Source organism: Streptomyces sp. NPDC097617, from assembly GCF_044761485.1.
In the GTDB taxonomy this organism is placed as follows: domain Bacteria; phylum Actinomycetota; class Actinomycetes; order Streptomycetales; family Streptomycetaceae; genus Streptomyces.
In genome coordinates, this window is the sequence record NZ_JBIWCL010000043.1 from 13,119 (window position 1) to 36,438 (window position 23,320).

Annotated in this window: 24 protein-coding genes and 1 tRNA gene; 12 read left to right on the top strand and 13 right to left on the bottom strand. The window is 70.3% G+C overall.

The genetic code is table 11. The annotated features are described in order from the left end of the window. Positions 1-299 precede the first annotated feature (299 nt). Positions 300-512: a helix-turn-helix domain-containing protein gene (locus ACIQZO_RS38670; RefSeq protein ID WP_403635862.1), complete on the top strand. Its 213-nt coding sequence runs from the start codon at positions 300-302 to the stop codon at positions 510-512. Next, entirely contained in the window at positions 509-1,675 is a 1,167-nt protein-coding gene (gene xerC / locus ACIQZO_RS38675) for a tyrosine recombinase XerC (protein WP_403635864.1), read from the top strand. The genes ACIQZO_RS38670 and xerC overlap by 4 nt, the downstream gene beginning before the upstream one ends. A 77-nt stretch (positions 1,676-1,752) precedes the next feature. Here the strand turns inward: xerC and ACIQZO_RS38680 are convergent. From ACIQZO_RS38680 to ACIQZO_RS38690, 3 genes are all read right to left on the bottom strand, one after another. Then, positions 1,753-1,826, bottom strand: a tRNA-Pro gene (locus ACIQZO_RS38680). 40 nt (positions 1,827-1,866) lie between these two features. Next, positions 1,867-2,577 carry a Pr6Pr family membrane protein gene (locus ACIQZO_RS38685; protein WP_403635866.1) on the bottom strand — a complete coding sequence of 237 codons (711 nt, stop codon included), beginning with the start codon at positions 2,575-2,577 and terminating at the stop codon, positions 1,867-1,869. A 12-nt stretch (positions 2,578-2,589) separates the two neighbouring features. Then, positions 2,590-3,528, bottom strand: coding sequence for a metallophosphoesterase (locus ACIQZO_RS38690; RefSeq protein WP_403635868.1), 939 nt, complete (start codon positions 3,526-3,528; stop codon positions 2,590-2,592). Between the two features lie 68 nt (positions 3,529-3,596). Here ACIQZO_RS38690 and ACIQZO_RS38695 point away from each other — a divergent pair, with 68 nt between their 5' ends. Then, complete coding sequence (locus ACIQZO_RS38695; protein ID WP_403635870.1) at positions 3,597-4,058, top strand: GatB/YqeY domain-containing protein; 462 nt, start codon at positions 3,597-3,599, stop codon at positions 4,056-4,058. Positions 4,059-4,223: 165 nt separating this feature from the next. Here the strand turns inward: ACIQZO_RS38695 and ACIQZO_RS38700 are convergent, their stop codons facing one another. Further along, positions 4,224-6,524 (bottom strand): transglycosylase domain-containing protein, encoded by a 2,301-nt coding sequence (locus ACIQZO_RS38700; RefSeq protein WP_403635872.1) that lies wholly within the window; start codon positions 6,522-6,524, stop codon positions 4,224-4,226. Positions 6,525-6,909: 385 nt separating this feature from the next. On the opposite strand from ACIQZO_RS38700, the gene ACIQZO_RS38705 reads away from it, so the two are divergent. Beyond that, complete coding sequence (locus ACIQZO_RS38705; protein WP_181382488.1) at positions 6,910-7,260, top strand: WhiB family transcriptional regulator; 351 nt, start codon at positions 6,910-6,912, stop codon at positions 7,258-7,260. Between the two features lie 29 nt (positions 7,261-7,289). On the opposite strand, the gene ACIQZO_RS38710 is transcribed toward ACIQZO_RS38705, so the two are convergent. Both ACIQZO_RS38710 and ACIQZO_RS38715 read right to left on the bottom strand, forming a co-directional pair. Further along, complete coding sequence (locus ACIQZO_RS38710) at positions 7,290-8,645, bottom strand: ArsA family ATPase (protein ID WP_403635874.1); 1,356 nt, start codon at positions 8,643-8,645, stop codon at positions 7,290-7,292. Then, a complete protein-coding gene (locus ACIQZO_RS38715; protein ID WP_403635876.1) occupies positions 8,642-9,625 on the bottom strand; it encodes an ArsA family ATPase in 984 nt (327 codons plus the stop codon). The genes ACIQZO_RS38710 and ACIQZO_RS38715 overlap by 4 nt, the downstream gene beginning before the upstream one ends. Before the next feature lie 140 nt (positions 9,626-9,765). Between ACIQZO_RS38715 and ACIQZO_RS38720 the strand changes: the two genes are divergently transcribed. The 5 genes from ACIQZO_RS38720 (at position 9,766) to ACIQZO_RS38740 (ending at position 12,732) form a co-directional block, all read left to right on the top strand. Next, positions 9,766-9,927 carry a DUF4177 domain-containing protein gene (locus tag ACIQZO_RS38720; RefSeq protein WP_007264966.1) on the top strand — a complete coding sequence of 54 codons (162 nt, stop codon included), beginning with the start codon at positions 9,766-9,768 and terminating at the stop codon, positions 9,925-9,927. Beyond that, positions 9,924-10,394, top strand: a complete 471-nt coding sequence (locus ACIQZO_RS38725; protein WP_030726704.1) for a RidA family protein — start codon at positions 9,924-9,926, stop codon at positions 10,392-10,394. The genes ACIQZO_RS38720 and ACIQZO_RS38725 overlap by 4 nt, the downstream gene beginning before the upstream one ends. Before the next feature lie 156 nt (positions 10,395-10,550). Next, positions 10,551-11,585, top strand: coding sequence for an NUDIX hydrolase (locus ACIQZO_RS38730; protein WP_403635879.1), 1,035 nt, complete (start codon positions 10,551-10,553; stop codon positions 11,583-11,585). Then, entirely contained in the window at positions 11,582-12,427 is an 846-nt protein-coding gene (locus ACIQZO_RS38735) for an MBL fold metallo-hydrolase (protein WP_403635881.1), read from the top strand. The genes ACIQZO_RS38730 and ACIQZO_RS38735 overlap by 4 nt, the downstream gene beginning before the upstream one ends. Beyond that, positions 12,424-12,732: a hypothetical protein gene (locus tag ACIQZO_RS38740; RefSeq protein ID WP_403635883.1), complete on the top strand. Its 309-nt coding sequence runs from the start codon at positions 12,424-12,426 to the stop codon at positions 12,730-12,732. Before ACIQZO_RS38735 ends, ACIQZO_RS38740 begins: the two co-directional genes overlap by 4 nt. A gap of 22 nt (positions 12,733-12,754) precedes the next feature. Here the strand turns inward: ACIQZO_RS38740 and ACIQZO_RS38745 are convergent, their stop codons facing one another. Then, positions 12,755-13,561 (bottom strand): nucleotidyltransferase domain-containing protein, encoded by an 807-nt coding sequence (locus ACIQZO_RS38745; RefSeq protein ID WP_403635885.1) that lies wholly within the window; start codon positions 13,559-13,561, stop codon positions 12,755-12,757. Positions 13,562-13,710: 149 nt separating this feature from the next. Next, positions 13,711-14,385 carry a Crp/Fnr family transcriptional regulator gene (locus ACIQZO_RS38750; RefSeq protein ID WP_030027155.1) on the bottom strand — a complete coding sequence of 225 codons (675 nt, stop codon included), beginning with the start codon at positions 14,383-14,385 and terminating at the stop codon, positions 13,711-13,713. A 269-nt stretch (positions 14,386-14,654) separates the two neighbouring features. On the opposite strand from ACIQZO_RS38750, the gene nth reads away from it, so the two are divergent. The 3 genes from nth to ACIQZO_RS38765 all read left to right on the top strand — a co-directional run bounded on the left by nth (position 14,655) and on the right by ACIQZO_RS38765 (position 17,576). Continuing rightward, on the top strand, positions 14,655-15,524 hold the full coding sequence (gene nth, locus ACIQZO_RS38755; protein ID WP_403635887.1) for an endonuclease III: 870 nt from the start codon (positions 14,655-14,657) through the stop codon (positions 15,522-15,524). 113 nt (positions 15,525-15,637) lie between these two features. Next, a complete protein-coding gene (locus ACIQZO_RS38760; protein WP_403635889.1) occupies positions 15,638-16,360 on the top strand; it encodes an NUDIX hydrolase in 723 nt (240 codons plus the stop codon). A gap of 13 nt (positions 16,361-16,373) precedes the next feature. After that, positions 16,374-17,576 carry a MarP family serine protease gene (locus ACIQZO_RS38765; RefSeq protein WP_403635903.1) on the top strand — a complete coding sequence of 401 codons (1,203 nt, stop codon included), beginning with the start codon at positions 16,374-16,376 and terminating at the stop codon, positions 17,574-17,576. A gap of 30 nt (positions 17,577-17,606) precedes the next feature. Here the strand turns inward: ACIQZO_RS38765 and ACIQZO_RS38770 are convergent, their stop codons facing one another. From ACIQZO_RS38770 to acs, 5 genes are all read right to left on the bottom strand, one after another. Then, positions 17,607-17,780, bottom strand: coding sequence for a hypothetical protein (locus ACIQZO_RS38770; RefSeq protein ID WP_403635891.1), 174 nt, complete (start codon positions 17,778-17,780; stop codon positions 17,607-17,609). 151 nt (positions 17,781-17,931) lie between these two features. Continuing rightward, entirely contained in the window at positions 17,932-18,891 is a 960-nt protein-coding gene (locus ACIQZO_RS38775; RefSeq protein WP_403635893.1) for an alpha/beta fold hydrolase, read from the bottom strand. Continuing rightward, positions 18,888-19,346, bottom strand: coding sequence for a phage holin family protein (locus ACIQZO_RS38780; protein WP_403635895.1), 459 nt, complete (start codon positions 19,344-19,346; stop codon positions 18,888-18,890). Before ACIQZO_RS38780 ends, ACIQZO_RS38775 begins: the two co-directional genes overlap by 4 nt. Before the next feature lie 60 nt (positions 19,347-19,406). Continuing rightward, on the bottom strand, positions 19,407-20,840 hold the full coding sequence (gene nhaA, locus ACIQZO_RS38785) for a Na+/H+ antiporter NhaA (RefSeq protein WP_403635897.1): 1,434 nt from the start codon (positions 20,838-20,840) through the stop codon (positions 19,407-19,409). A gap of 277 nt (positions 20,841-21,117) precedes the next feature. Next, on the bottom strand, positions 21,118-23,115 hold the full coding sequence (gene acs / locus ACIQZO_RS38790; protein WP_403635899.1) for an acetate--CoA ligase: 1,998 nt from the start codon (positions 23,113-23,115) through the stop codon (positions 21,118-21,120). Between the last annotated feature and the right edge of the window lie 205 nt (positions 23,116-23,320).

Genomic DNA, 23,320 nt, shown 5'->3' on the forward strand with positions numbered 1-23,320 from the left:
TGAGCTGCACATACACGGGTGACGCAGACGGCCAACGGCTGCGTCATCTCACGTCACCCGCGTCACCCACCTACGTCACCCGGTGACGTGGGTGACGCGGGTGGGTGACGCATGACCGCGCCCTGTGTCACCGAAAATCGCAGGTCAGACCGGCAGATGACGCGAATGACGCCGGTGACGCAGAAGTCCCGGCCTCGGACACACACGGATGTCCGCACCCCGGCATCGCGAGCGCTCTGTCCGCAGTCCACTGCCACCTTCACCCCACCACGCCGTCCCTCAGCCTTGGAGGAACACCAGTGAGCGCCACGACCACGCCGCCCGTGGAACCCGTCCTGCTCAAGGTCGCAGCAGCCATGACCGCCCTGAGCCTGAGCCGCTCCGTCATTTACGAACTGATCCGCGCCGGCCGCCTCCGCACCGTCAACGAGGGCCGGGCCCGGCTGATCCCCCGATCCGCCATCAACGAGTACGTCGCGCTCTTGGAGCGCGAGGCAGGAGACAGCAAGTGACCAAGCGCCGCAGCAGGGGAGACGGCGGTCTTCACTGGGACGAGTCGCGGCAGCGGTGGATCGCCACCGTGACCCTGGGGTTCGACGCGAGTGGGAAGCGTGTCGTGCGGAGGGGGAGCGGCAAGACCAAGACCGAGGCCAAGGCCAAGCTCAAGGAGGTGCTCCGCGACCACGAAGACGGGTTGGCCGTCGCGCCGACCAACTACACCGTGGCGAACGCGGTGGACGACTGGCTCATGTACGGACTGGCCGGCCGCGACGCGAAGACCGTGGCCACCTGCACGTCCCTCAGCCGAATCCACGTGATCCCCGCGCTCGGGGCCCGGAAACTGCGGGAGTTGAGCGGCGAGGACGTCGACAAGTGGCTGGCGGACAAGGCCAAGACGCTGAGCACGCGCACGCTTCAGGCGATCCACTCGTGCCTGAACCGTTCCGTGAAGCGGGCCATGGTCCGGGACAAGGTGAAGCGGAACATCGTGGAGCTGTGCTCGATCCCGACAGGCCAGGCCGGTCGGCCATCGAAGGCGCTCAAGCTCGTCCAGGCCGAGGCGGTGCTGAAGGCGTCCGCGGGGACGTCCTCGTACGCGTACATCGTGGTGGCATTGCTCACCGGCGCGCGGACGGAAGAGATGCGGGCCCTTACCTGGGACCACGTCTTCCTGAAGGGGGACCCGGACGCGTTGCCGCCCGTGCCGCCGCACATCGCGGTGTGGCGGTCGGTTCGCTCCACTGGGGACACCAAGACTAAGAAGTCGCGCCGGACGATCGCCCTGCCGGCCAGGTGCGTGGACGCGCTCTGGCAGCAGTTCGAGGAACAGGGGTGGGACCGGCTCGCTGCCGGTGATCAGTGGACGGAGAAGGGACTCGTGTTCTCCTCCGCGACCGGGACTGAGCTGGACTCCACCAACGTCCGGCGCGCCTTCCGGCAGGCGATCACCGGGGCCGAGGGAGTCGACGCGAAGGAGTGGACCCCGCGGGAGCTCCGGCACAGCTTCGTTTCGCTGCTGTCCGACAAGGGGGTCCCGCTGGAAGAGATCTCCAGACTCGTCGGCCACTCCGGCACGGCGGTCACGGAGGCGGTCTACCGGAAACAGATCCGCCCGGTGATCCAGACGGGGGCGACGGTCATGGACGGCATCTTCAAGGAAGATCTAAAGCCGTAGTCACTCAGTTAGTCACGCAACAGAAACAGGTCAGCAGCCCACTCACGTGAGTGGGCTGCTGACCTGGTCTTACGAAGTCGGGGTGGCGGGATTTGAACCCACGACCTCTTCGTCCCGAACGAAGCGCGCTGCCAAGCTGCGCTACACCCCGATCGCCGCCCTTGCAGCGCTTGCTGCCCTGGCGACATCGATTACTTTAGCGGACCTCTCGCCGGAGACGAAATCCGGTTTTCGCGCACGGGTCGCGGGGCCAGGACGGATCGCGGGCGGTAGTGGTCCGCCGTGACCAGGATGAGGCCGAGGGCGTAGAAGGCGGCGCCCAGGACCAGGGCGTTCAGGGTCACCCGGGCGTAGCCGTACTGGGCCACGTCGATGAAGGGGTACGGGTACCGGCGTGCGGTGGCGGGGTCGTCCAGCAGGGCGCCGCGGACCAGCGCGAAGGTCACGTACACCAGCGGGTACGCCAGCCACTGGGCGGCGTGGCGCGGGCGCAGGGTGTGCGGGGGTGTCAGGAGGAGGAAGTTCAGGAGGAGGCCCGCCGGGGTGACCGTGTGGAGGAGCTGGTTGGCCACGGCCCTGGCGCCGTCGAGTCGGTCGAGCTCCGCGACCACGTTGAAGGGGCTCGACGGGTTGGCGAGGACCAGGTGGAAGACGAGCCCGGTGATCAGGGTGAAGAGCAGCACCCCGCCCCGGTACAGGGGAGCGACATCGGGCCGGCGCTGCCAGGCGCGGGTCGCGGACACCCCGAGGACGACCGCCACCAGGATGTTCGTCCAGATGGTGAAGTAACTCAGGACGACGGGCACGCTCCCGTACACGCAGTCGATGACCAGCCCCACCACGGCGGCCGCGGCGATCAGGCCGCGGAACACCACCGGGACGAGGCGCGACGGAGCGGTCATTCCGGCAGCGTATTACGCCTTCGGAGTCAGGGTCAGGAGTGTCGCCTCCGGCGGGCAGGCGAAGCGGACCGGGGTGAACCGGTTCGTGCCGCAGCCGGCCGAGACGTGCAGGTACGCGCGATTGCCCTCCGCCTCGTGCGTGGAGAGCCCCTTCACCCGCTTCGTGTCGAGGTCGCAGTTGGTGACGAGTGCCCCGTAGAAGGGGATGCACAGCTGCCCGCCGTGGGTGTGGCCCGCGAGGATCAGCGGGTACCGGTCGGCGGTGAAGGACTCCAGCACGCGCAGGTACGGGGCGTGCACCACGGCCATCGAGAAGTCCGCGTCCGCCTCCGGGCCGCCGGCGACCTCTGCGTAGCGGTCCCGCTTGATGTGCGGGTCGTCGAGCCCGGTGAAGGCCAGCTCCAGACCGTCCAGCTTCAGCCGCGCCCGGGTGTTGGTGAGGTTCAGCCAGCCGGCGGAGTCGAAGGCGTCCCGCAACTCCTCCCACGGGTTGTGGACGGCGCCGACGACCGGCTTGTTGCCGTTCAGCCCGTGCCGGCCCTGGGCCTTCTCGAGCAGGTAGCGCCCGGGGTTGCGCAGCCGCGGCCCGTAGTAGTCGTTCGACCCGAAGACGTACACGCCCGGGAAGTTCATCAAGGGGCCCAGGGAGTCGAGCAGCTCGGGGATGGCCTCGGTGTCCGAGAGGTTGTCGCCGGTGTTCACGACGAAGTCGGGGCGCAGCCCGGCCAGGGACTGCAGCCAGGCGCGTTTCTTGCGCTGACCGCCGACCATGTGGATGTCGGAGACCTGGAGTACGCGCAGCGGGCGCATCCCCCGGGGAAGGACAGGCACCGTGACCCGGCGCAGGCGGAAGGACCGTGCCTCGAAACCGGCGGCATAGGCCACACCCGCGGCCCCGACCGCAGCGATTCCGGCAGCTGCCTTCAGGGGTACTCCGTAACGCGCACGCATGGACCCATCGTCGCAGACCCGGAAAACCCTTGAGCGCCACTGCCCCCGCACCTGGCAGACTCATCTGCATGACCACGCTCAAGGCCAAGCTGCAGGAAGACCTCACGACCGCCATCAGGGCGCGTGCCGAGCTGCACTCGTCCACGCTGCGCCTGACCCTCTCCGCCATCACCAAGGAGGAGGTCGCGGGCAAGCAGGCTCGCGTGCTCTCCGACGAGGAAGTCCTCAAGGTGATCGCCAAGGAGGCGAAGAAGCGCCGCGAGGCGGCCGACGCGTTCGCCCAGGGCGGCCGTCCCGAGCAGGCCGCCCGGGAGACCGCGGAGGGCGAGTTCCTCGACACGTACCTGCCCAAGCAGCTCAGCGACGACGAGCTCGTCGCGATCGTGACGCAGGCCGTCGAGGAGGCCAAGGCGGCGGGTGCCGAGGGGCCGCGTGCCATGGGCGCCGTTATGAAGATCGTGAACCCGAAGGTCGCCGGGCTGGCGGAGGGCGGGCGTGTCGCCGCCGTCGTCAAGCAGCAGCTCTCGTAGGGCAGAAGTCCCGTAGGGCAGAAGTCCCGTAGGGCAGAAGAGCCGTAGGGCAGGAGAGCCGTAGCGCCGCGTCGCCCCAGCGCCGTGCGGTCGCGGGACAGAGGCAAAGAGGGAGGGCCCCAGCCGGTTTCGGCAGGGGCCCTCCCTCTTGTGTACTCGCGTTACCTAATGCTCGTCGGGGCCGCCGAAGACGCCCGCGGTGTTCGGGTCGATCGAGATCCCGGGGAGCGGGGGCTGCTGCGGGTCGGTTCCGCCGCCCGTGGCGCCTCCGCCGTTGGCCCCGGCGGTCTGACCGCCGGGCCGCCCGCCGGGCTTGCCGTCGCCGCCGGGCTTGCCGGGCTTGCCCGGGTTGGACGGGTTCGTCGACGGCTTGTTGCCGCGGGGGCCGCCGGACGGAACGTTCGGCTCCGGGATGCCGACCGTGGTGAAGTTCCCGGACTCGCGGCCGGACAGCGCTCCGGAGACCGCGTCCTTCCAGATCGGGCCGGGCAGACCGCCACCGAAGACCTTGTCGTAGGGCCTGCCGCCGATCACGATGTTCTCCATCGTGATCTTCTTCGCGCCGCCGGAGCCGACCCATACCGCGCCGGACATGTTCGACGTGTAGCCGACGAACCAGGCGTTGTAGCGGGAGTCCGTCGTACCGGTCTTGCCGGCGCTGTCGCGGTCGCTCAGACCGGCGCGCTCACCGGTACCGGAGTCGACCACTCCGCGCAGCAGGGTGTTGATGGTGTCGGCGGTCGTCTGCGACATCGCCCGATCGCACTTGCTCTTCGGCACCGAGAGCGCCTTGCCGTGCGCGTCGGTGATCGACTCGATGGCGACGGGGGTGCAGTAGACGCCGCGGTTGGCGAAGGTCGCGTACGCATTGGCCATCGTCAGCGGGGACATCTCCTCCGCGCCGAGGGCGATGGCGGGGCCGTCCGCCAGCTTCGCCCCGCTCGCCGGGACCACACCGAGCTTCTGCGCCATCTGCGACACCGGGCACAGGCCGATCTCGGAGATCATGTCGACGAAGTAGGTGTTGATGGACTTCTCCATCGCGGTGCGCAGCGGGTACGGGCCGACCTCGTCCTCGGTCTCGTTCTCCGCCGCTTCGCCCGTGGTGTTGATGTACTGCGAGCCGTCACAGCGGGAGATCGGGCTCGGGTAGTCCATCTTGTTCGGCGCCGGGTACACCTTCGTCGGCGGCAGCCCCTTCTCGAGGGCGGCGGCCGCGATGAACGGCTTGAAGGTCGAGCCGACCTGGAAGCCGAAGTTCGATCCGCCCATCCGCTTGTCCACGGAGTAGTTGATCTGGGTCTCGTTCTTCCCGAAGCCGTACGGCTTCGACTGACCCATCGCCAGGACCCGGCCGGTGCCCGGCTGGACCAGGGTCACGGCCGTCGCGATCGCGTCGTCCTGGTAGACGTGGTCCTTGATCGACTCGTTGGCCGCGTCCTGTGACTGCGGGTCCAGCGTGCTGCGGACCGTGAGGCCGCCCTGGTTCCAGACCTTCGCCCGCTCCTCGCGCGTCTTGCCGAAGGCGGCGTCGGTCAGGAAGGAGTTGCGCACGTAGTCGCAGAAGAACCCCGCGCCCTTGACGGCGGTGATGCAGCCGTTCCTCGGCTTGGTCACCTTGAGGGTGACCGGCTTGGCCTTCGCCGCGTCCGCCTCCGCCTGGGAGACGTCCTTGGTCTCGGCCATCCGCTGGAGGACGGTGTTGCGGCGCTTGGTGGCCTCCTGCGCGTCGTTCACCGGGTCGTACCGGCTCGGCGACTGCACGACGCCCGCCAGCAGCGCGGACTCCTCCAGCGTCAGGTCCTTGGCCGGCTTGCTGAAGTAGCGCTGGGCGGCGGATTCGATTCCGTAGGCCTGCTGACCGAAGTACGTGATGTTGAGGTAGTTCTCGAGGATCTTCTTCTTCCCGAGCTCCTCCTCGACCTGGATCGAGTACTTCAGTTCTCGGATCTTGCGGCCGAGGCTCTTCTCCTGGGCCTCGCGCACCTTGGTCTCGTCGTCGCCGGCCTCTTCGACGAACACGTTCTTCACGTACTGCTGAGTGAGGGTGGAGGCGCCCTGTGCGGCGCCGCCCTCCTGAGCGTTGCGGTTGACCGCGCGCAGGATGCCCTTGAGGTCGACCGCACCGTGCTCGTAGAAACGCGAGTCCTCGATGGCGACGATCGCCTTCTGCATGTACGGGGAGATCGCCGTGAGCGGGACCACCTGACGGTCGCGTGAATAGACGGTGGCGATCAGGCCACCCTCGGCGTCCAGAATCGTGGTCCGCTGGCTCAGCGGCGGAGTCTTGAGATTGGCCGGGATCTCATCGAATCCCTCGACCGTCCCCTTGGCCGCCAGACCCAGGGCGCCTGCGGCCGGAATCGCCATGCCGGCCAGTACAACCCCGGAGAGAACGGACACCCCGAGGAACTTGGCGGCCTGCTGGCTCCCCGTGAGCCCGCCGCCCGAGCGCTTCTTTCCCATAGGGGGCAGCCTACGTTCTCATTCGCCGGACACACGCGAATGCCTTGGCCTAAGCTGTCCCCAACTGTCACAGCAGTGAGGTGCGACATCAACCCTTCGGCTTGATTTTCACCCTTCCCGAATGGGGTGGACACATGTCCGAATCTCGCCCCTCTGCTGAAGCCGAACCGGCGAATACACCCGAATTGCCGGAATGGTCGGGCATGTCGCCGGATCACTCCGTCGGGTGATCTGCCGCTTACCCATAGTCCGTTCGGACCATTCAAGATTGGGCCCGTCGGGGGTGTTGCACTGTGCTCGCCTTCCGTAACGTCCTCAACTGGCAGCGGTGAATATGCCGCTACCGCCGTGGGGGAGCCTCGATTCGGGAGAGGACGGCGCCGGGATGGGCTGGGTTACCGACTGGAGTGCGCAGGCAGCCTGCCGCACTACCGATCCGGATGAACTATTCGTTCAAGGAGCGGCACAGAACAGGGCCAAGGCGGTGTGCACCGGATGTCCGGTGCGGACCGAATGCCTGGCCGACGCGCTCGACAACCGTGTCGAGTTCGGCGTGTGGGGCGGAATGACCGAGCGGGAACGACGTGCGCTGCTGCGCCGGCGTCCCACCGTCACCTCGTGGCGACGGCTGCTCGAAACCGCACGTACGGAGTACGAGCGCAGCACGGGCATCCTCACCATGGATGCAGACGCGGAGATCGACGTGGCGTACGAGACATACGCGGCAGCCGGGTAGACCACACGGCCGCCATGACGTACGAACGCCTACGCTCCGGCCGGTACACCGGCCGCGAGTCGTTCTCCGATGGCCCGCAGCCCGGCGAGGTCGTGCACATCGCCGGGCAGGGCGGCCACTTCCGCCACCGCCACTTCGGGGTGCAGTGAGGTGAAGCGATCGCGTGTGCGCTGTTCACGCGCGATCACCTGCATGCGCTCGGCGTGCAGGCGCAGCAGTCCTGCCGTGACCCGGTCGACGACCGCGGTGTCGACCGCGGTACCGCCTTCGGCGTCGCTTTCGGTGCCGGGGGAGCCTGTCTCGGGAGGGTTCGTGGTCCGTGCTGTCCGTGAGGTCGGGATGGACCCGGCGGTCTCGGCGGTTCCCTTGGGTTCCGCGCCCGAGTCACGAAGTCCAGCTTTCCCGGACTCCTGATCGACAATGCCGCCTTCTTCAAGATTCTCTGCGGCGGCCAACGCCCGCTCGGCGGACAGCTGGTCGGCGTCACTGCCGTGCACCCGGTTCAGTACCAGACCGGCCAGCGGCATGTTCTCCGCGGCCAGTCGCTCCACGAAGTACGCCGCCTCGCGCAGGGCGTCCGGTTCGGGCGCGGCGACCACGAGGAAGGCCGTGCCGGGAGCCTGGAGCAGCCGGAAGGTCGCGTCCGCGCGCGTGCGGAAGCCGCCGAACATCGTGTCCATCGCGGCCACGAAGGTCTGGACGTCCTTCAGCAGCGAGGCCCCCATCAGCTTGCTGAGGGTGCCCGTCATCATCGACATACCGACATTCAGGAACTTCATCCCGGCCCGGCCGCCCACCTTCGCCGGCGCCATCAGCACCCGGATGAACTTGCCGTCCAGGAAGGACCCGAGCCGCTTCGGCGCGTCCAGGAAGTCCAGCGCGGACCGGCTCGGCGGTGTGTCGACGATGATCAGGTCCCAGTCGTCCCGGGCCCGCAGCTGCCCCAGCTTCTCCATCGCCATGTACTCCTGCGTGCCCGCGAAGCCGGCCGACAGCGACTGGTAGAAGGGGTTGGCGAGGATGGCCCGGGCCCGCTCGCCGTCCGCGTGCGCCTCGACGATCTCGTCGAAGGTCCGCTTCATGTCCAGCATCATGGCGTGCAGTTCGCCGTCGCCCGCCCCTACGGTCTCCACCTTGCGCGGGGTGTTGTCCAGCGAGTCGATCCCCATCGACTGCGCGAGCCGCCGCGCCGGGTCGATGGTGAGCACGACCGCCTTGCGCCCGCGCCCCGCGGCCCGTACGCCGAGCGCCGCGGCCGTGGTGGTCTTGCCGACCCCGCCCGCCCCGCAGCACACGATGATCCGCGTCTCCGGGTCGTCCAACAGCCGGTCGACCGCCAGCCGCGGCGGAGTGTCCATGCCCACGGTGTCCACCCCCTCGCTCATTCCGCCACCGACTGCTTCCGCAATTCCTTGGCCAGCGCGTAGAGCCCGGCCAGATCCATCCCCGATCCGAGCAGGGGAAGTTCGTACGTCGGCAGGTCCAGCCCCGCCAGTACGCCGCGCTGCGCGCGCTCCAGCTCCACCCGGCTCGCGTGCTCGGCGGCCTGCGTGAGCAGCGGGTCCACCAGCCGCTCGGCCAGCCCGCCGCGGCGCGCCCCGCCGAGGCCCGCCCGGGACAGCGCCTTCGCCACCTCGGCGCGGTGGTCGCCGGCCGTGGTGCGCAAGGTGTCCTCGTCCAGATGGTGCGGCCGGACCATGTTGACGACGACCCGCCCGACCGGCAGTCCGGCCCCGCGCAGCTCCTCGATGCCGTCCGCGGTCTCCTGGACGGGCATCTCCTCCAGGAGGGTGACCAGGTGCACGGCCGTCTCGGGGGACTTGAGGACCTTCATGACGGCCTGGGCCTGGTTGTGGATCGGCCCGAACCGGGCCAGTCCCGCCACCTCGTCGTTGACGTTCAGGAAGCGGGTGATCCGCCCGGTCGGCGGCGCGTCCATGATCACGTGGTCGTAGACGTACCGGCCTGCCTTGTCCTTGCGCCGCACCGCCTCGCACGCCTTGCCCGTCAGCAGTACGTCGCGCAGCCCCGGGGCGATGGTCGTCGCGAAGTCGATGGCGCCGAGCTTCTTGAGGGCGCGGCCGGCCGAACCGAGCTTGTAGAACATCTGGAGGTAGTCCAGCAGCGCCCGTTCGGCGTCGATGGCGAGCGCGAAGACCTCACCGCCCCCGCCGGGCGCCACGGCGATCTTCCGTTCCTCGTACGGGAGCGCCTCGGCGCCGAAGAGCTGCGCGAGCCCCTGCCTGCCCTCGACCTCCACGAGAAGAGTCCGGCCGCCCTCGCGTGCGAGGGCGAGCGCGAGTGCTGCGGCGACCGTGGTCTTGCCGGTGCCGCCCTTGCCGCTGACCACCTGGAGCCTGCTCACAGCGTCCGAGCCTAATTCCTCCGGTTCGGCTCCGGTGGTGCCGGGGGGTTCTGCCGGAGTGTTCGGGGGGTGAGCTCCGTCGCTCGCGTCGGCCGCGGGTGCGGCGTGCTCGCCGCATCACAGGCACTACCCTCGCTCCCATGACCAAGAAGTTCGAATATGCGACCGTCCCGCTGCTGGTTCACGCCACCAAGCAGATCCTGGACACCTGGGGCGAGGACGGCTGGGAGCTCGTCCAGGTCGTGCCCGGCCCGAACAACCCCGAGCAGCTCGTGGCGTACCTGAAGCGGGAGAAGGCATGAGCGCTGTAGAGGCGAAGCTGGCCGAGCTCGGCCTGACGCTCCCGGGCGTCGTCCCGCCGCTGGCCGCGTACCAGCCGGCCGTGCGGTCGGGCTCGTACGTCTTCACCGCCGGCCAGCTCCCGATGGTCAAGGGCAGCATGCCGATCACCGGCAAGGTCGGCGCCGAGGTCTCGGCGGAGCAGGCCAAGGAGCTGGCGGCGATCTGCGCGCTGAACGCCCTGGCCGCCGTCAAGTCCGTCGTCGGTGACCTCGACAAGATCGCGCGTGTCGTGAAGGTCGTCGGCTTCATCGCGTCCGCCCCCGACTTCACGGCCCAGCCGGGCGTGCTGAACGGTGCGAGCGAGCTGCTGGGCGAGGTCCTCGGCGAGAAGGGCGTCCACGCCCGCAGCGCGGTCGGCGTGGCGGTCCTGCCGCTGGACGCCCCCGTCGAGGTCGAGATCCAGGTCGAGCTGGTCGCCGGAGCCTGACCGCTTCGAGGGGGCTTCCACCGGACGGGCCGGGTCGCGCGCAGCGCGGTTCCCGGCCCGTCCTGCGTGCCGCACCCGGGGAGCCGGGCCGCCCGTGAGGGCCGACCGTGCCGGGGGACCCTCGAACATCGGGCCGGATGGCCGTAGCATCCGGCCATGCCGAATGGTCAGCACGGTCAGCAGCAGCCCCCCGCCGGAGGCCAGTGGTACCCGCCGGAGTGGCCCGACCGCATCCGCGCGCTCGCGGACGGCTCGCTCGTCCCGGTGGATCCGCGGCGCGCCGCCACCGTGATGCTCCTGCGGGACACCCCCGACGGTCCCGCCGTGCACATGCTGCGCAGGCGGGCCTCCATGGCCTTCGCCGGGGGCGCCTACGCCTATCCGGGTGGCGGGGTCGACCCGCGCGATGAGGAGCACCAGGTCGGCTGGGCGGGCCCGTCCCGGGAGGACTGGGCGGCCCGGCTCGGGACCGATCCCCTCACCGCCCAGGCGATCGTCTGCGGCGCCGTGCGGGAGACCTTCGAGGAGGCGGGCGTCCTGCTCGCCGGGCAGACCCCGGACACGATCGTCGGCGACACCACCGGCGACGACTGGGAGGCCGACCGGCAGGCCCTCGTGGCGCGGGAGCTGTCCTTCGCCGAGTTCCTCGACCGCCGCGGCCTGCGGCTGCGCTCCGACCTGCTCGGGGCGTGGGCGCGCTGGATCACTCCCGAGTTCGAGCCGCGCCGCTACGACACCTGGTTCTTCGTCGCCGCCCTCCCCGAGGGCCAGCGCACCCGCAACGCCTCCACCGAGGCCGACCGGACCGTGTGGATCCGCCCGGTCGACGCGGCCGCCGGCTACGACAAGGGCGAGCTGCTGATGATGCCGCCCACGATCTCCACGCTGCGGTCCCTGGAGCCGTACGGGAGCGCCGCGGGCGCGCTCGCCGCCGCGACCGCGCAGGACCTCGCCCCGGTCCTGGCCCGGGCCACGCTGGAGGACGGCGAGCTGGTGCTCAGCTGGCCGGGGCACGACGAGTTCACCAAGCGCGTCCGCTCCGGAGACCCGACCGCTCCCGCAGGCCCCACGGGCGCCACGGGGCCCACTGGTCCCGCCCATCCTGCCCGTCCTGCCCGTCCTGCCCGTCCCGCAGGCCCCACCGGTCCCGCGGATCCCGCAGGCCCCGCAGCTTCCGGAGGCCCGGCATGACCGATGCCGCCGCACTGCCCGGACAGCCCCGCGGAGTCGTCACCTCCGGGCCGGCGACCGCCCGCGCCGTGAACGTCCTGGCTCCCAACGCCTCGGCGATGACCCTTGACGGCACCAACACCTGGCTGGTGTCCGAGCCCGGCTCCGACCTGGCCGTCGTGATCGACCCCGGTCCGCTGGACGACGCACACCTGCGGGCCGTCATCGCCGCCGCCGAGCGGGAGGGCAAGCGGATCGCCCTCACCCTGCTCACCCACGGCCACCCCGACCACGCCGAGGGCGCGGGCCGCTTCGCCGAGCTCACCCGTACGAAGGTGCGCGCCCTGGACCCGGCCCTGCGCCTGGGCGACGAGGGCCTGGCCGCCGGAGACGTGATCCGCACCGGCGGGCTGGAGCTGCGCGTGGTGCCCACCCCCGGCCACACCAGCGACTCGCTCTGCTTCCACCTGCCCGCCGACCGGGCCGTGCTGACCGGTGACACCATCCTGGGCCGCGGCACCACCGTCGTCGCCCACCCCGACGGGCGCCTCGGCGACTACCTGGACTCCCTGCGCCGGCTGCGCTCGCTCACCGTGGACGACGGGGTGCACACCGTCCTGCCGGGCCACGGGCCGGTCCTGGAGGACGCTCAGGGCGTCGTGGAGTTCTACCTGGCCCACCGCGCGCACCGGCTCGCCCAGGTCGAGACCGCCGTCGAGAACGGCTTCGTGACGCCGCAGGAGGTCGTCACCCAGGTCTACGCGGACGTGGACCGGTCCTTGTGGCCTGCCGCGGAATGGTCCGTCCGGGCGCAGCTGGAGTACCTTCAAGATCACGGACTCATCCCTGGAGGGCTCGAATGAACACCGTGTTCCTGCTTGTCGCGCTGATCGCGACGGCCGGATGGATCACCTCCACACTGACCCTCCGGGTGCAGAGACTGCAGCACAAGGCGGACCGGACCGAGCGCCGCCTGGCCCTGGTGCTGGAGCACTTCGGCATCGAGGAGCCGGAGCCCGCCGGGATGGACGAGGTACGCGCCCTGGTCAGGGCGGACCGGCAGATACCGGCGATCAAGGAGTACCGACGGATCACCGGCGCGAGCCTGCTGGAGGCCAAGCAGGCCGTCGAGGCCCTCGCGGTGGCCGAGCCGTCCGACACGTCCTGAGGCGGGCCCCGGAGGCCACCCGCTAGCCCTGGCGCGGCGTCTTCGTGCCGTGCCGGGCCGTGTACTCGTCCGCGAGCCACGGACCGAGGTCCTCGACGTACGAGCGCAGCACCTCCGGGTCCGCGACGGGATCCAGCGCCAGGGCCGCCGCGGCCCGCAGCCGGGCGGCGCGCTCCGGGTAGTACCTGCCGAAGATCTCCGCGGACTCCCCGAGGTCGCTGGTCCAGCCTCCCCACCGCGGCATGACGAGCGTGAAGGCCGTGCGCACCAAGTGCTGGGAGAAGACGCGGCACAGCGTCCGGTACTCCTGCGGGGTCGACGCCTCCCGCACCCGCGTCCGCCAGGCGGGCAGCAGCTCGGCGAGGTCCCCGTTGGTCTCGCGGGCGAGCAGGCTGTCCGGGCGGTAGCGCGGCAGGTGCTCGGCCAGGTCCGCCCCGAGCAGCGGGGTGCACAGGCAGGCCAGGAACCAGCCCAGGTCGAATCGTTCCGTCTCGCTCAGCACGGTGACCTTGTCCTGGAGCAGGATGCCGACCCCGTCGACCTCGGGAAAGTCCTCGTCGAGCCCGCGCGCGAGCACCTCGGCGGTGTCCCGGTCCTCGTCGGAGGGCTGGTGGTGCAGTACGAGCAGCAGGTCCAGGTCCGACCGCCCGGGCCGGGCCGTCCCCCGCGGCACGGACCCGTACAGGTACGCACTGTGCAGCCGCCGCCCGTAGGCCTCGGAGGTGCGCCCCCGTACGGCCGCCACGAGGCCCCGGAACTCGTCCTGCACCCGCCCGAGGGAGCCCTCCCGCTCGAAGTACCCGTACGCGTCCAGCCCTCTGTGCTCCATGGCTCCACTGTGCCCCTCCGGCCGCCCGGGACGGCCGACCGAACGCCGTGCGTCGGCCGGACGGAGCTCCGCGCGGCGGCGTGGGGCCGTGAAAACGCGGAGGGGCCTCGCCCGGTTCGGGCAGGACCCCTCCTACGACGTGGCCGGCGTCAGCGGGAGCGCTTCGCGAGCCGCTCGACGTCCAGCAGGATGACCGCACGGGCTTCCAGGCGCAGCCAGCCGCGGCCCGCGAAGTCGGCCAGGGCCTTGTTCACGGTCTCGCGCGAGGCGCCGACGAGCTGTGCGAGCTCCTCCTGCGTCAGGTCGTGCACCACGTGGATGCCCTCCTCCGACTGCACGCCGAAGCGGCGCGACAGGTCGAGGAGCGCCCGCGCCACACGGCCGGGAACGTCGGAGAAGACCAGGTCGGACATCTGGTCGTTGGTCTTGCGCAGGCGGCGGGCGACGGCGCGCAGCAACGCGGTCGCGACCTCGGGCCGGGCGTTGAGCCAGGGCTGGAGGTCACCGTGGCCGAGGCCGAGGAGCTTGACCTCGGTCAGCGCGGTGGCGGTGGCGGTGCGCGGGCCCGGGTCGAAGAGCGACAGCTCGCCGATCAGCTCGCCGGGGCCGAGGACGGCCAGCATGTTCTCGCGACCGTCGGGGGAGGTGCGGTGGAGCTTCACCTTGCCGTCGGTCACGACATACAGCCGGTCGCCGGGGTCGCCCTCGTGGAACAGGGCGTCACCGCGTGCGAGGGTCACCTCGCCCATGGAGGCGCGGAGCTCCGCGGCCTGCTCGTCATCGAGCGCCGCGAAGAGCGGGGCGCGCCGCAGAACGTCGTCCACGAGTCTCTCTCCTATGTCGACCGGCTCAGGGGACCGTGCTCCCCATTTTGCCGGACGGCTCAAACAGTGCGATCAATCACAAGGATGCCGGACGGACGGGCATGCTGTGCGGCGTGAGGCCAATCGGAGTGGTGTTACCTGAGGTCCGGGCGGGTGTCAGCGGCCGGCCTTAGGCTGGCCGGGTGTCCAATAAGCCGGTGAGAGCACAGGCCAAGGGGTCCGCCGGAGTGACGGAGCCCCAAAATTCTGCCGTGGGCGAACATGTCCCAGTGAAGACGTCCGCGGGGGCCGCGGCCACCCCGCAGGGCAAAGTTTCGGCCAAGAAACCGAAATCGGTCAAGCCGGAATCGCACCTGGCCATGGTGCGCAGGGCGCGTCGCATCAACCGCGAGCTGGCCGAGATCTATCCGTACGCCCATCCGGAGCTCGACTTCCGCAATCCCTTCGAGCTGCTCGTCGCGACGGTGCTGTCCGCCCAGACCACCGACCTGCGGGTGAACCAGACGACCCCGGCCCTCTTCGCCGCCTACCCGACCCCCGAGGACATGGCCGCGGCCGCCCCCGAGGATCTGGAGGAGCTGATCCGGCCGACCGGGTTCTTCCGGGCCAAGTCGAGGTCGCTGCTCGGCCTCTCGCAGGCCCTGCGGGACAACTTCGGCGGGGAGGTGCCCGGCCGGATCGAGGACTTGGTGACCCTGCCCGGAGTGGGCCGAAAGACGGCGAACGTGGTCCTCGGCAATGCGTTCGGTGTCCCGGGGATCACGGTGGACACCCACTTCGGCCGGCTGGTGCGCCGCTGGAAGCTGACCGAGCAGGAGGACCCGGAGAAGGTCGAGGCGGAGATCTGCGCGATCTTCCCGAAGAGCGAGTGGACGATGCTCTCGCACCGGGTCGTCTTCCACGGCCGCCGGATCTGCCACTCGCGCAAGCCTGCTTGCGGGGCCTGCCCGATCGCCCCGCTCTGCCCGGCGTACGGGGAGGGCGAGACTGACCCGGAGAAGGCGAAGAAGCTGCTCAAGTACGAGAAGGGCGGCCAGCCGGGCCAGCGCCTGACCCCGCCCCCGGACTATCCGGGGCTGCCGGCTCCGCCGCTGGGCGGCGCCGCGGTGGACGCGGGCGGGCGGGACGCGGGCACGTAGGGCGCCGGCAGGCGGGCACCAATCACGCAGGAACGCAGGAACGAATCGATACCAGGGCCGCGTTTGCGGTGTGGGAGACGGTGTTGGACAACGCAACGCGGACAGGGGTGCCCATGACGCGCGGGACACGGGACGAGACCGGGGCCAGGGTGGGAGCCCGTGCGGGCGACGCCCCGGCCGTCACCACCGACGGCCTGCCCGGTTGGCTCGATCCCGTCGTGGAGGCGGCCCGCTCCGTCCAGCCCGGGCAGCTGAGCCGCTTCCTGCCGCCCGAGGACGGCGGCGGGCGGCAGTCCGCCGTGCTCGTGCTCTTCGGCGAGGGCGACCGCGGCCCCGAGCTGCTCCTGATGGAGCGCGCCGGCACCCTGCGCTCGCATGCGGGCCAGCCGTCCTTCCCGGGCGGCGCGCTGGATCCGCAGGACGGTGATCCGCACACCACCGGTCCGCTGCGTGCCGCGCTGCGCGAGGCCGAAGAGGAAACCGGACTCGACCCTTCCGGTGTGCAGATCTTCGGCGTGCTGCCCCGGCTCTACATTCCGGTCAGCGAGTTCGTCGTGACCCCGGTGCTCGGCTGGTGGCGCGCCCCCAGCCCGGTCGGCGCCGTGGATCCGGCCGAGACGGCCCGGGTCTTCACGGTCCCCGTGGCCGATCTCACGGACCCCGAGCACCGGGTCATGGCGGTTCACCCGAGGGGGTACCTGGGACCGGCGTTCACCGTCGAATCGGCCCTGGTCTGGGGTTTCACCGCCGGGGTGATCGACCGGATCCTGCACTTCGCGGGCTGGGAGCGCCCGTGGGACCGGTCACGACAGGTCCCGCTCGACTGGCGCGCATGAGACGGTGACCCACGTGAACGTGCTGGACATCCTGTTGCTGCTCGCCGCCGTGTGGTTCGCGATCGTCGGCTACCGCCAGGGGTTCGTCGTCGGCGTCCTGTCGGTGATCGGCTTCCTCGGCGGTGGTCTCGTCGCCGTGTCCCTGCTCCCGCTGATCTGGGACCGGGTGACGGACAACGGCACCCAGGTGTCCACCACGGTCGTCGTGATCGCCGTGGTCGTGATCATCATCTGTGCCTCGATCGGCCAGGCCCTGACCACCCATCTCGGAAGCAAACTCCGCCGCCAGATCACCTGGTCGCCGGCGCGCGCGCTCGACGCGACCGGCGGGGCCCTGGTCAACGTGGTCGCGATGCTGCTCGTGGCGTGGCTGATCGGTTCCGCGCTCGCCGGGACCTCGCTGCCCACCCTGGGCAAGGAGGTCCGCAACTCCAAGGTCCTCCTCGGCGTGTCGCGGGTCCTGCCCGAACAGGCGAACACCTGGTTCTCGGACTTCAGCTCCACCCTCGCGCGCAACGGCTTCCCCCAGGTCTTCAGCCCGTTCTCCAACGAGCCCATCACCGAGGTGCGGGCGCCCGATCCGGCGCTCGCCAGCAGCCCCGTGGCCGAGCAGGCCAAGCGCTCCATCGTGAAGGTCGTCGGCACCGCGCCCAGCTGCAGCAAGGTGCTGGAGGGCACCGGCTTCGTCTTCGCGCCCGGCAAGGTGATGACCAACGCCCATGTCGTCGGCGGGGTCGGCGAGCCGACCGTGCAGATCGGCGGCGAGGGCAAGCTGTACGACGCCAAGGTCGTGCTCTACGACTGGGCGCGCGACATCGCCGTCCTGGACGTGCCGAAGCTGAAGGCCCCGGTGCTGGAGTTCTCCGAGAAGGATGCGGCGAGCGGCGGCGACGCGATCGTCGCCGGCTTCCCGGAGAACGGCGCCTACGACGTCCGCGCCGCCCGCGTACGAGGCCGGATCAATGCCAACGGCCCGGACATCTACCACCGCGGTACTGTCCGACGGGACGTCTACTCGCTGTACGCGACCGTTCGCCAGGGCAACTCCGGCGGACCGCTGCTGACCCCCGACGGCAAGGTGTACGGGGTCGTCTTCGCGAAGTCCCTCGACGACCCCAACACCGGTTACGTGCTGACGGCGGACGAGATCCGCGACGACATCCGGATCGGCAAGGACGCCGTACGCCGGGTCGACAGCCAGGGCTGCGCCCTCTGAGACGCGGCTCCCGCCGGGTCCGCGCGGTCCCTACGTCCGTGGATGGCGCAGGCGCGCGGAGACCCAGCGGGCCCGTCGGCGCAGGATGAGCGGAATCCCGAGGCGGGGGTCGTGGCCGTGCCGGCCGGCCCTCTCGTGGCTGCCCGGCGTAGTTGCCGAGCGGCGTTCGTGCGCGGTGTCACCGTAGTCGTGCGTCCAGCTCATACTCCGAGCTGTGCCCGTGCCCCAAGGTCCGTAACCCCGTCAGGGGCGGCCAATTGGCCTATGCGCCAGGCAATTGAATACTCGTAAGACAACCGTACGAGCGAACTGCCGCCTGTGCGGGGGCTGGTCGCCGCTCGCGCCGGCCGCCCTGTCAGCGGTCCGGCTCGGGGTCCTTCAGCCAGTTCACCAGCTCGGACGAGAAGGCGACCGGGTCCTCCTCGTGCGGGAAGTGCCCGAGCCCGTCGAACAGCCGCCACCGGTAGGGGGCTTCGACGTACTCCCCGGAACCGGCGGCGCTGCGGGTGCGCATCACCGGGTCGAGCGAGCCGTGCAGGTGCAGTGTCGGAACCCGCACCGGCCGCTTCATCCGCCGGTTGAACTGGATCCCGTCGGGGCGCGCCATCGACCGCATCATCCAGCGGTACGGCTCGACCGAGCAGTGCGCGGTGGACGGGATGCACATGGCCCGCTGGTACACGGCCACATCCTCGTCCTCGGGCGGCCGCGGACCCGACCAGTCCCGGATCAGCTCTCCTACGAGCGCTCCGCCGTCGGCGACCAGCTGCCGCTCGGGGACGAAGGGCCGCTGGAAACCCCAGATGTGCGAACTCGCCCGCGTCTGACCGAAGTCCGACAGCATCGCCGAGCGCCAGCGGCGCGGATGCGGCATGGACGAGACGACGAGTCGGCGCACCAGCTTGGGCCGCATCACGGCCGCCGTCCAGGCGAGGTACCCGCCCAGGTCGTGCCCGACGAGCGCGGCGTCCGGCTCGCCGAGGGACCGTACGACGCCGGTGATGTCGAGGGCCAGGTTGGCGGGGTCGTAGCCGCGCGGGGTGCGGTCGCTGCCGCCCACGCCGCGCAGGTCCATCGCGACCGCCCGGTACCCGGCGTCGGCGAGCGCGGTCATCTGGTGCCGCCAGGTCCACCAGAACTGCGGGAATCCGTGCAGCAGCAGGACCAGCGGCCCGTCACCCAGCTCGGCGACGTGGAAGCGGGCGCCGTTGGCGGCGACGTCCCGGTGCGTGACCGGCCGTGCGCCCGGAAGGTCGAGCCGTACCGCCGTGGCAGCTGTGGGAGGAACGCTGGAGTCCGGCGTGGGCGCTGTCATGAGGACGAGCGTGCCACACCCACAGCCTTGTCACTCACCGGCCGCGGGTGCGGCTTGACGGTCTGGACCAGCGCGGCGGTCTGCTTGACGGAGGCGATGGACCTCTCCGGCGGCTTGACCTTCTTGAACTTGCGTACGCCGATCAGTACGAGCACGCCCGCGATCAGCAGGAACGCGCCGCCGACGATGAGGAAGGACCATGCGAGTCCGAGCCCGAGGTTGTGGATCCCGTACGCCGCGGCGAAGGTCAGCACCGGGACGGAGAACAGCGCGAGCACTCCGGCGCCCACCATCGAGGCGGAACCGCTGCCCACGCGCTTGACGTCCTCGCGGATCTCCGCCTTGGCGAGGGCGATCTCGTCGTGCACCAGCGCGGACATCTCGGCGGTGGCCGAAGCGACCAGTTGGCCGAGTGTGCGCTCGGTTCCCTGCGCCTCTTGGTCCACTGCGCTCATCGCTCTCTCCCTCTGTCGTCTGCTGCCGGGCGGCGCGGCTGTCCTGCGTCGTCAGTCAGATCATGCCGGACGGTCGCCCTCGGTGGTGGACCCGGCTGTCGTTTGGAGCGCGGCGGCGGCCGCGTCTTCGGCCCTGCGACGGTGCTCCGCGGCCCGGTCCTCGTAGATCCGGGCCATCCGCAGGTGGTACTCGGGGTTGTGCTCCTCGTAGATGTCCGGGATGCCGTCGTGGTCCTCGTCGCGCTCCTCGGCCTCAGTGAGTGCCCGGTACCTGCGGTTGCGGAGCTTGAGCATGACGCACGCGATCACGGCGGCGATCAGGGAGCCGATCAGTACGGCGGCCTTGACCTCGGAGGTGAGGACGGCGTCGTCGGGGAAGGCGAGTTCGCCGATCAGGAGGGAGACGGTGAAGCCGATGCCGGCGAGTGAGGCCACGGCGAGTACGTCGGGCCAGGCGAGGTCCTCGTTCAGTTCGGCCTTGGTGAAGCGGGCGGCGAGCCAGGTGCCGCCGAAGATGCCGACGGTCTTGCCGATGACGAGTCCGAGGACCACGCCGAGAGCCTCGGGCCGCGTGAAGACCTGGGCGATGGCCTTGTCGGAGAGGGAGACACCGGCGGAGAAGAGGGCGAAGAGCGGTACGGCGAGGCCGGCCGACAGCGGCCGGACCAGGTGCTCGATGTGCTCGCCGGGGGACTGCCGCTCGCCCTCGCGGCGGGTGCAGCGCAGCATCAGTCCCATGGCGACGCCGGCGATGGTGGCGTGGACACCGCTGTTGTACATCAGGCCCCAGATGACCAGGGCGAGCGGAACGTAGATGTACCAGCCGTGCACCTCGCGGCGGAGCAGGAACCAGAAGAGGGCCAGGCCCACGAACGCCCCGCCGAGCGCCAGGAAGTCGATGTCGCTGGTGAAGAACACCGCGATGATCATGATGGCGAAGAGGTCGTCGACGACCGCGAGGGTGAGCAGGAAGGCGCGCAGGGCCGACGGCAGCGAGGTGCCGATGACGGCGAGGACGGCCAGCGCGAAGGCGATGTCGGTGGCGGTCGGGACGGCCCAGCCGTCCGTGGAGCCGTTGCCCAGCATGTTGACGATGAGGTAGACCACCGCGGGTACGGCCATGCCGCAGAGGGCGGCGATCACCGGGAGGGCGGCCGCCCGGGCATCGCGCAGATCGCCCGCGACGAGTTCGCGCTTGAGCTCGACGCCGGCGACGAAGAAGAAGACGGCGAGCAGGCCGTCGGCCGCCCAGTGCTGGAGCGAGAGGTTCAGGCCCAGGGACGCGGGGCCGATGTGGAAGGACCCGACGCTGGTGTAGCTCTCGGAGATGGCGGGGACGTTCGCCCACACCAGGGCCACGATCGCGGCCACGAGCAGAAGTACGCCGCCGACGGTCTCGGTGCGCAGGGCGTCGGCGACGAAGCGGCGCTCGGGCAGGGAGAGCAGGCCGAGCAGCTTGCGGCTCTGGCGGTCGGTGGGGCTGGGCGCGGCCACGAGGGGAAACCTCCGGGGGTCGGTTGGACGGCATGGCGAAGCTCATTGCCGACCAGACTTCCCGGCGCACCCTGTGGTCTTTCTTTACGCTCTGAATATTTTACAGGGTGTACGCGAGGGCGTATCCGGCGATCATCACTTTAAGTGCGAAAGGGGCACCCGGCGCGGCGCGCCGAATGCCCCTTTCGGTGTGTCTCAGCCGGTGTCACTCAGCGCGTGTCACGCAACTGGTGTCACTCAGCGCGTGTCACCCGACCGGTGCCGCTCGACCCGCGGCTCAGTCCTCGCTGCCGGCGGCCGGGAGCTTGCTCTGGATCAGGTCCATGACCGAGGAGTCGGCGAGCGTGGTGACGTCACCGACCTCGCGGTTCTCCGCCACATCGCGCAGCAGGCGGCGCATGATCTTGCCCGAGCGGGTCTTCGGCAGCTCCTGGACCGGCAGGATCCGCTTCGGCTTGGCGATCGGGCCGAGCGTGCTGCCCACGTGGTTGCGCAGGTCCGAGACCAGGCTCTCGGTCTCGGAGGCGCTCCCGCGCAGGATGACGAAGGCCACGATGGCCTGACCGGTGGTCTCGTCGGTCGCGCCGACCACGGCCGCCTCGGCGACCGAGGGGTGCGAGACGAGCGCCGACTCGACCTCGGTGGTCGAGATGTTGTGGCCGGAGACCAGCATCACGTCGTCCACCCGGCCGAGCAGCCAGATGTCGCCGTCGTGGTCCTTCTTGGCGCCGTCGCCCGCGAAGTACTTGCCCTCGAAGCGCGACCAGTAGGTGTCGATGAAACGCTGGTCGTCGCCCCAGATGGTGCGCAGCATCGACGGCCACGGCTCGGTGAGGACCAGGTAGCCGCCCCCGCCGTTCGGGACCTCGTGCGCCTCGTCGTCCACGACGGTGGCGCAGATGCCGGGCAGGGCGCGCTGGGCGGAGCCCGGCTTGGTGGCGGTGACGCCCGGCAGCGGGGAGATCATCATCGCGCCGGTCTCGGTCTGCCACCAGGTGTCCACGATCGGGCAGCGGTCGCCGCCGATGTGCTTGCGGTACCAGATCCAGGCTTCGGGGTTGATCGGCTCGCCGACCGAGCCCAGTACGCGAAGGCTCGACAGGTCGAACTTCGCGGGGATGTCGTCGCCCCACTTCATGAACGTGCGGATGGCCGTGGGCGCCGTGTAGAGGATGGTGACGCCGTACTTCTGGACGACCTCCCAGAACCGGCCCTGGTGCGGGGTGTCGGGGGTGCCCTCGTACATCACCTGGGTGGCGCCGTTCGCGAGCGGCCCGTAGACGATGTAGGAGTGCCCGGTCACCCAGCCGATGTCGGCGGTGCACCAGTAGACGTCGGTTTCCGGCTTCAGGTCGAAGACCGCGTGGTGGGTGTACGCGGCCTGCGTGAGGTACCCGCCGGAGGTGTGCAGGATGCCCTTCGGCTTACCCGTGGTCCCCGAGGTGTAGAGGATGAAGAGCGGGTGCTCGGCATCGAAGGGCTGCGGGGTGTGCTCGGCGGACTGCCGGCCGACGGCGTCGTGCCACCAGACGTCGCGGCCCTCGGTGAAGGCGGTGTCCTGGCCGGTGCGGCGCACGACGAGCACGTGCTCGACCTGCGGACACCTGGCGACGGCGTCGTCGATGGCGGGCTTCAGGGCGGTGGGCTTGCCGCGGCGGTAGCCGCCGTCGGCGGTGATGACCAGCTTGGCGTCGGCGTCCTGGATGCGGGAGGCGACGGCGTCGGCGGAGAAGCCGCCGAAGACCACGGAGTGCGCGGCGCCGAGGCGGGCGCACGCGAGCATCGCGATGACGGCCTCGGGGATCATCGGCAGGTAGACGGCGATCCGGTCGCCGGCCTCGACGCCCAGCTCGGTCAGGGCGTTGGCGGCCCTGGAGACCTCGTCCTTGAGCTCGGCGTAGGTGATCGCGCGGCTGTCGCCGGGCTCGCCCTCGAAGTGGATGGCGACGCGGTCGCCGTTGCCGGCCTCGACGTGGCGGTCCACGCAGTTGTACGCGACGTTGAGCTTGCCGTCCGCGAACCACTTCGCGAAGGGCGGGTTCGTCCAGTCGAGCGTCTCGGTCGGCTCCGTGGCCCAGGTCAGCCGCCGGGCCTGCTCGGCCCAGAAGCCCAGCCGGTCCGCGTCGGCCTGTGTGTACGCAGCCTCGGTCATGTTGGCGGCGGCGGCCAGATCGGCGGGCGGTACGAACCGCCGCTCCTCCTTGAGCAGATTGGCCAGGCTTTCATTGCTCACGACATCTCCCTTTCCCAGGGTGTCCGTTGTGTCCCCGGGCATAGCTCATCAGTCAGCGGCCCAGGTGACAAGGGGTAGCCGGGAATTGGTTTAGACCTATATCACGATCTGGACCGCGCGAAGAACGGAGTGCGAATGGCCCCTCCCCGCAGGGCGGTTTCTAGGGGTCCTCGCAACACCTGATGGCTTACGTGGTTGTCAGTAGATCACGCAGGCGCTCGGCTGGGGTTCTCCAGCCGAGCGTTTT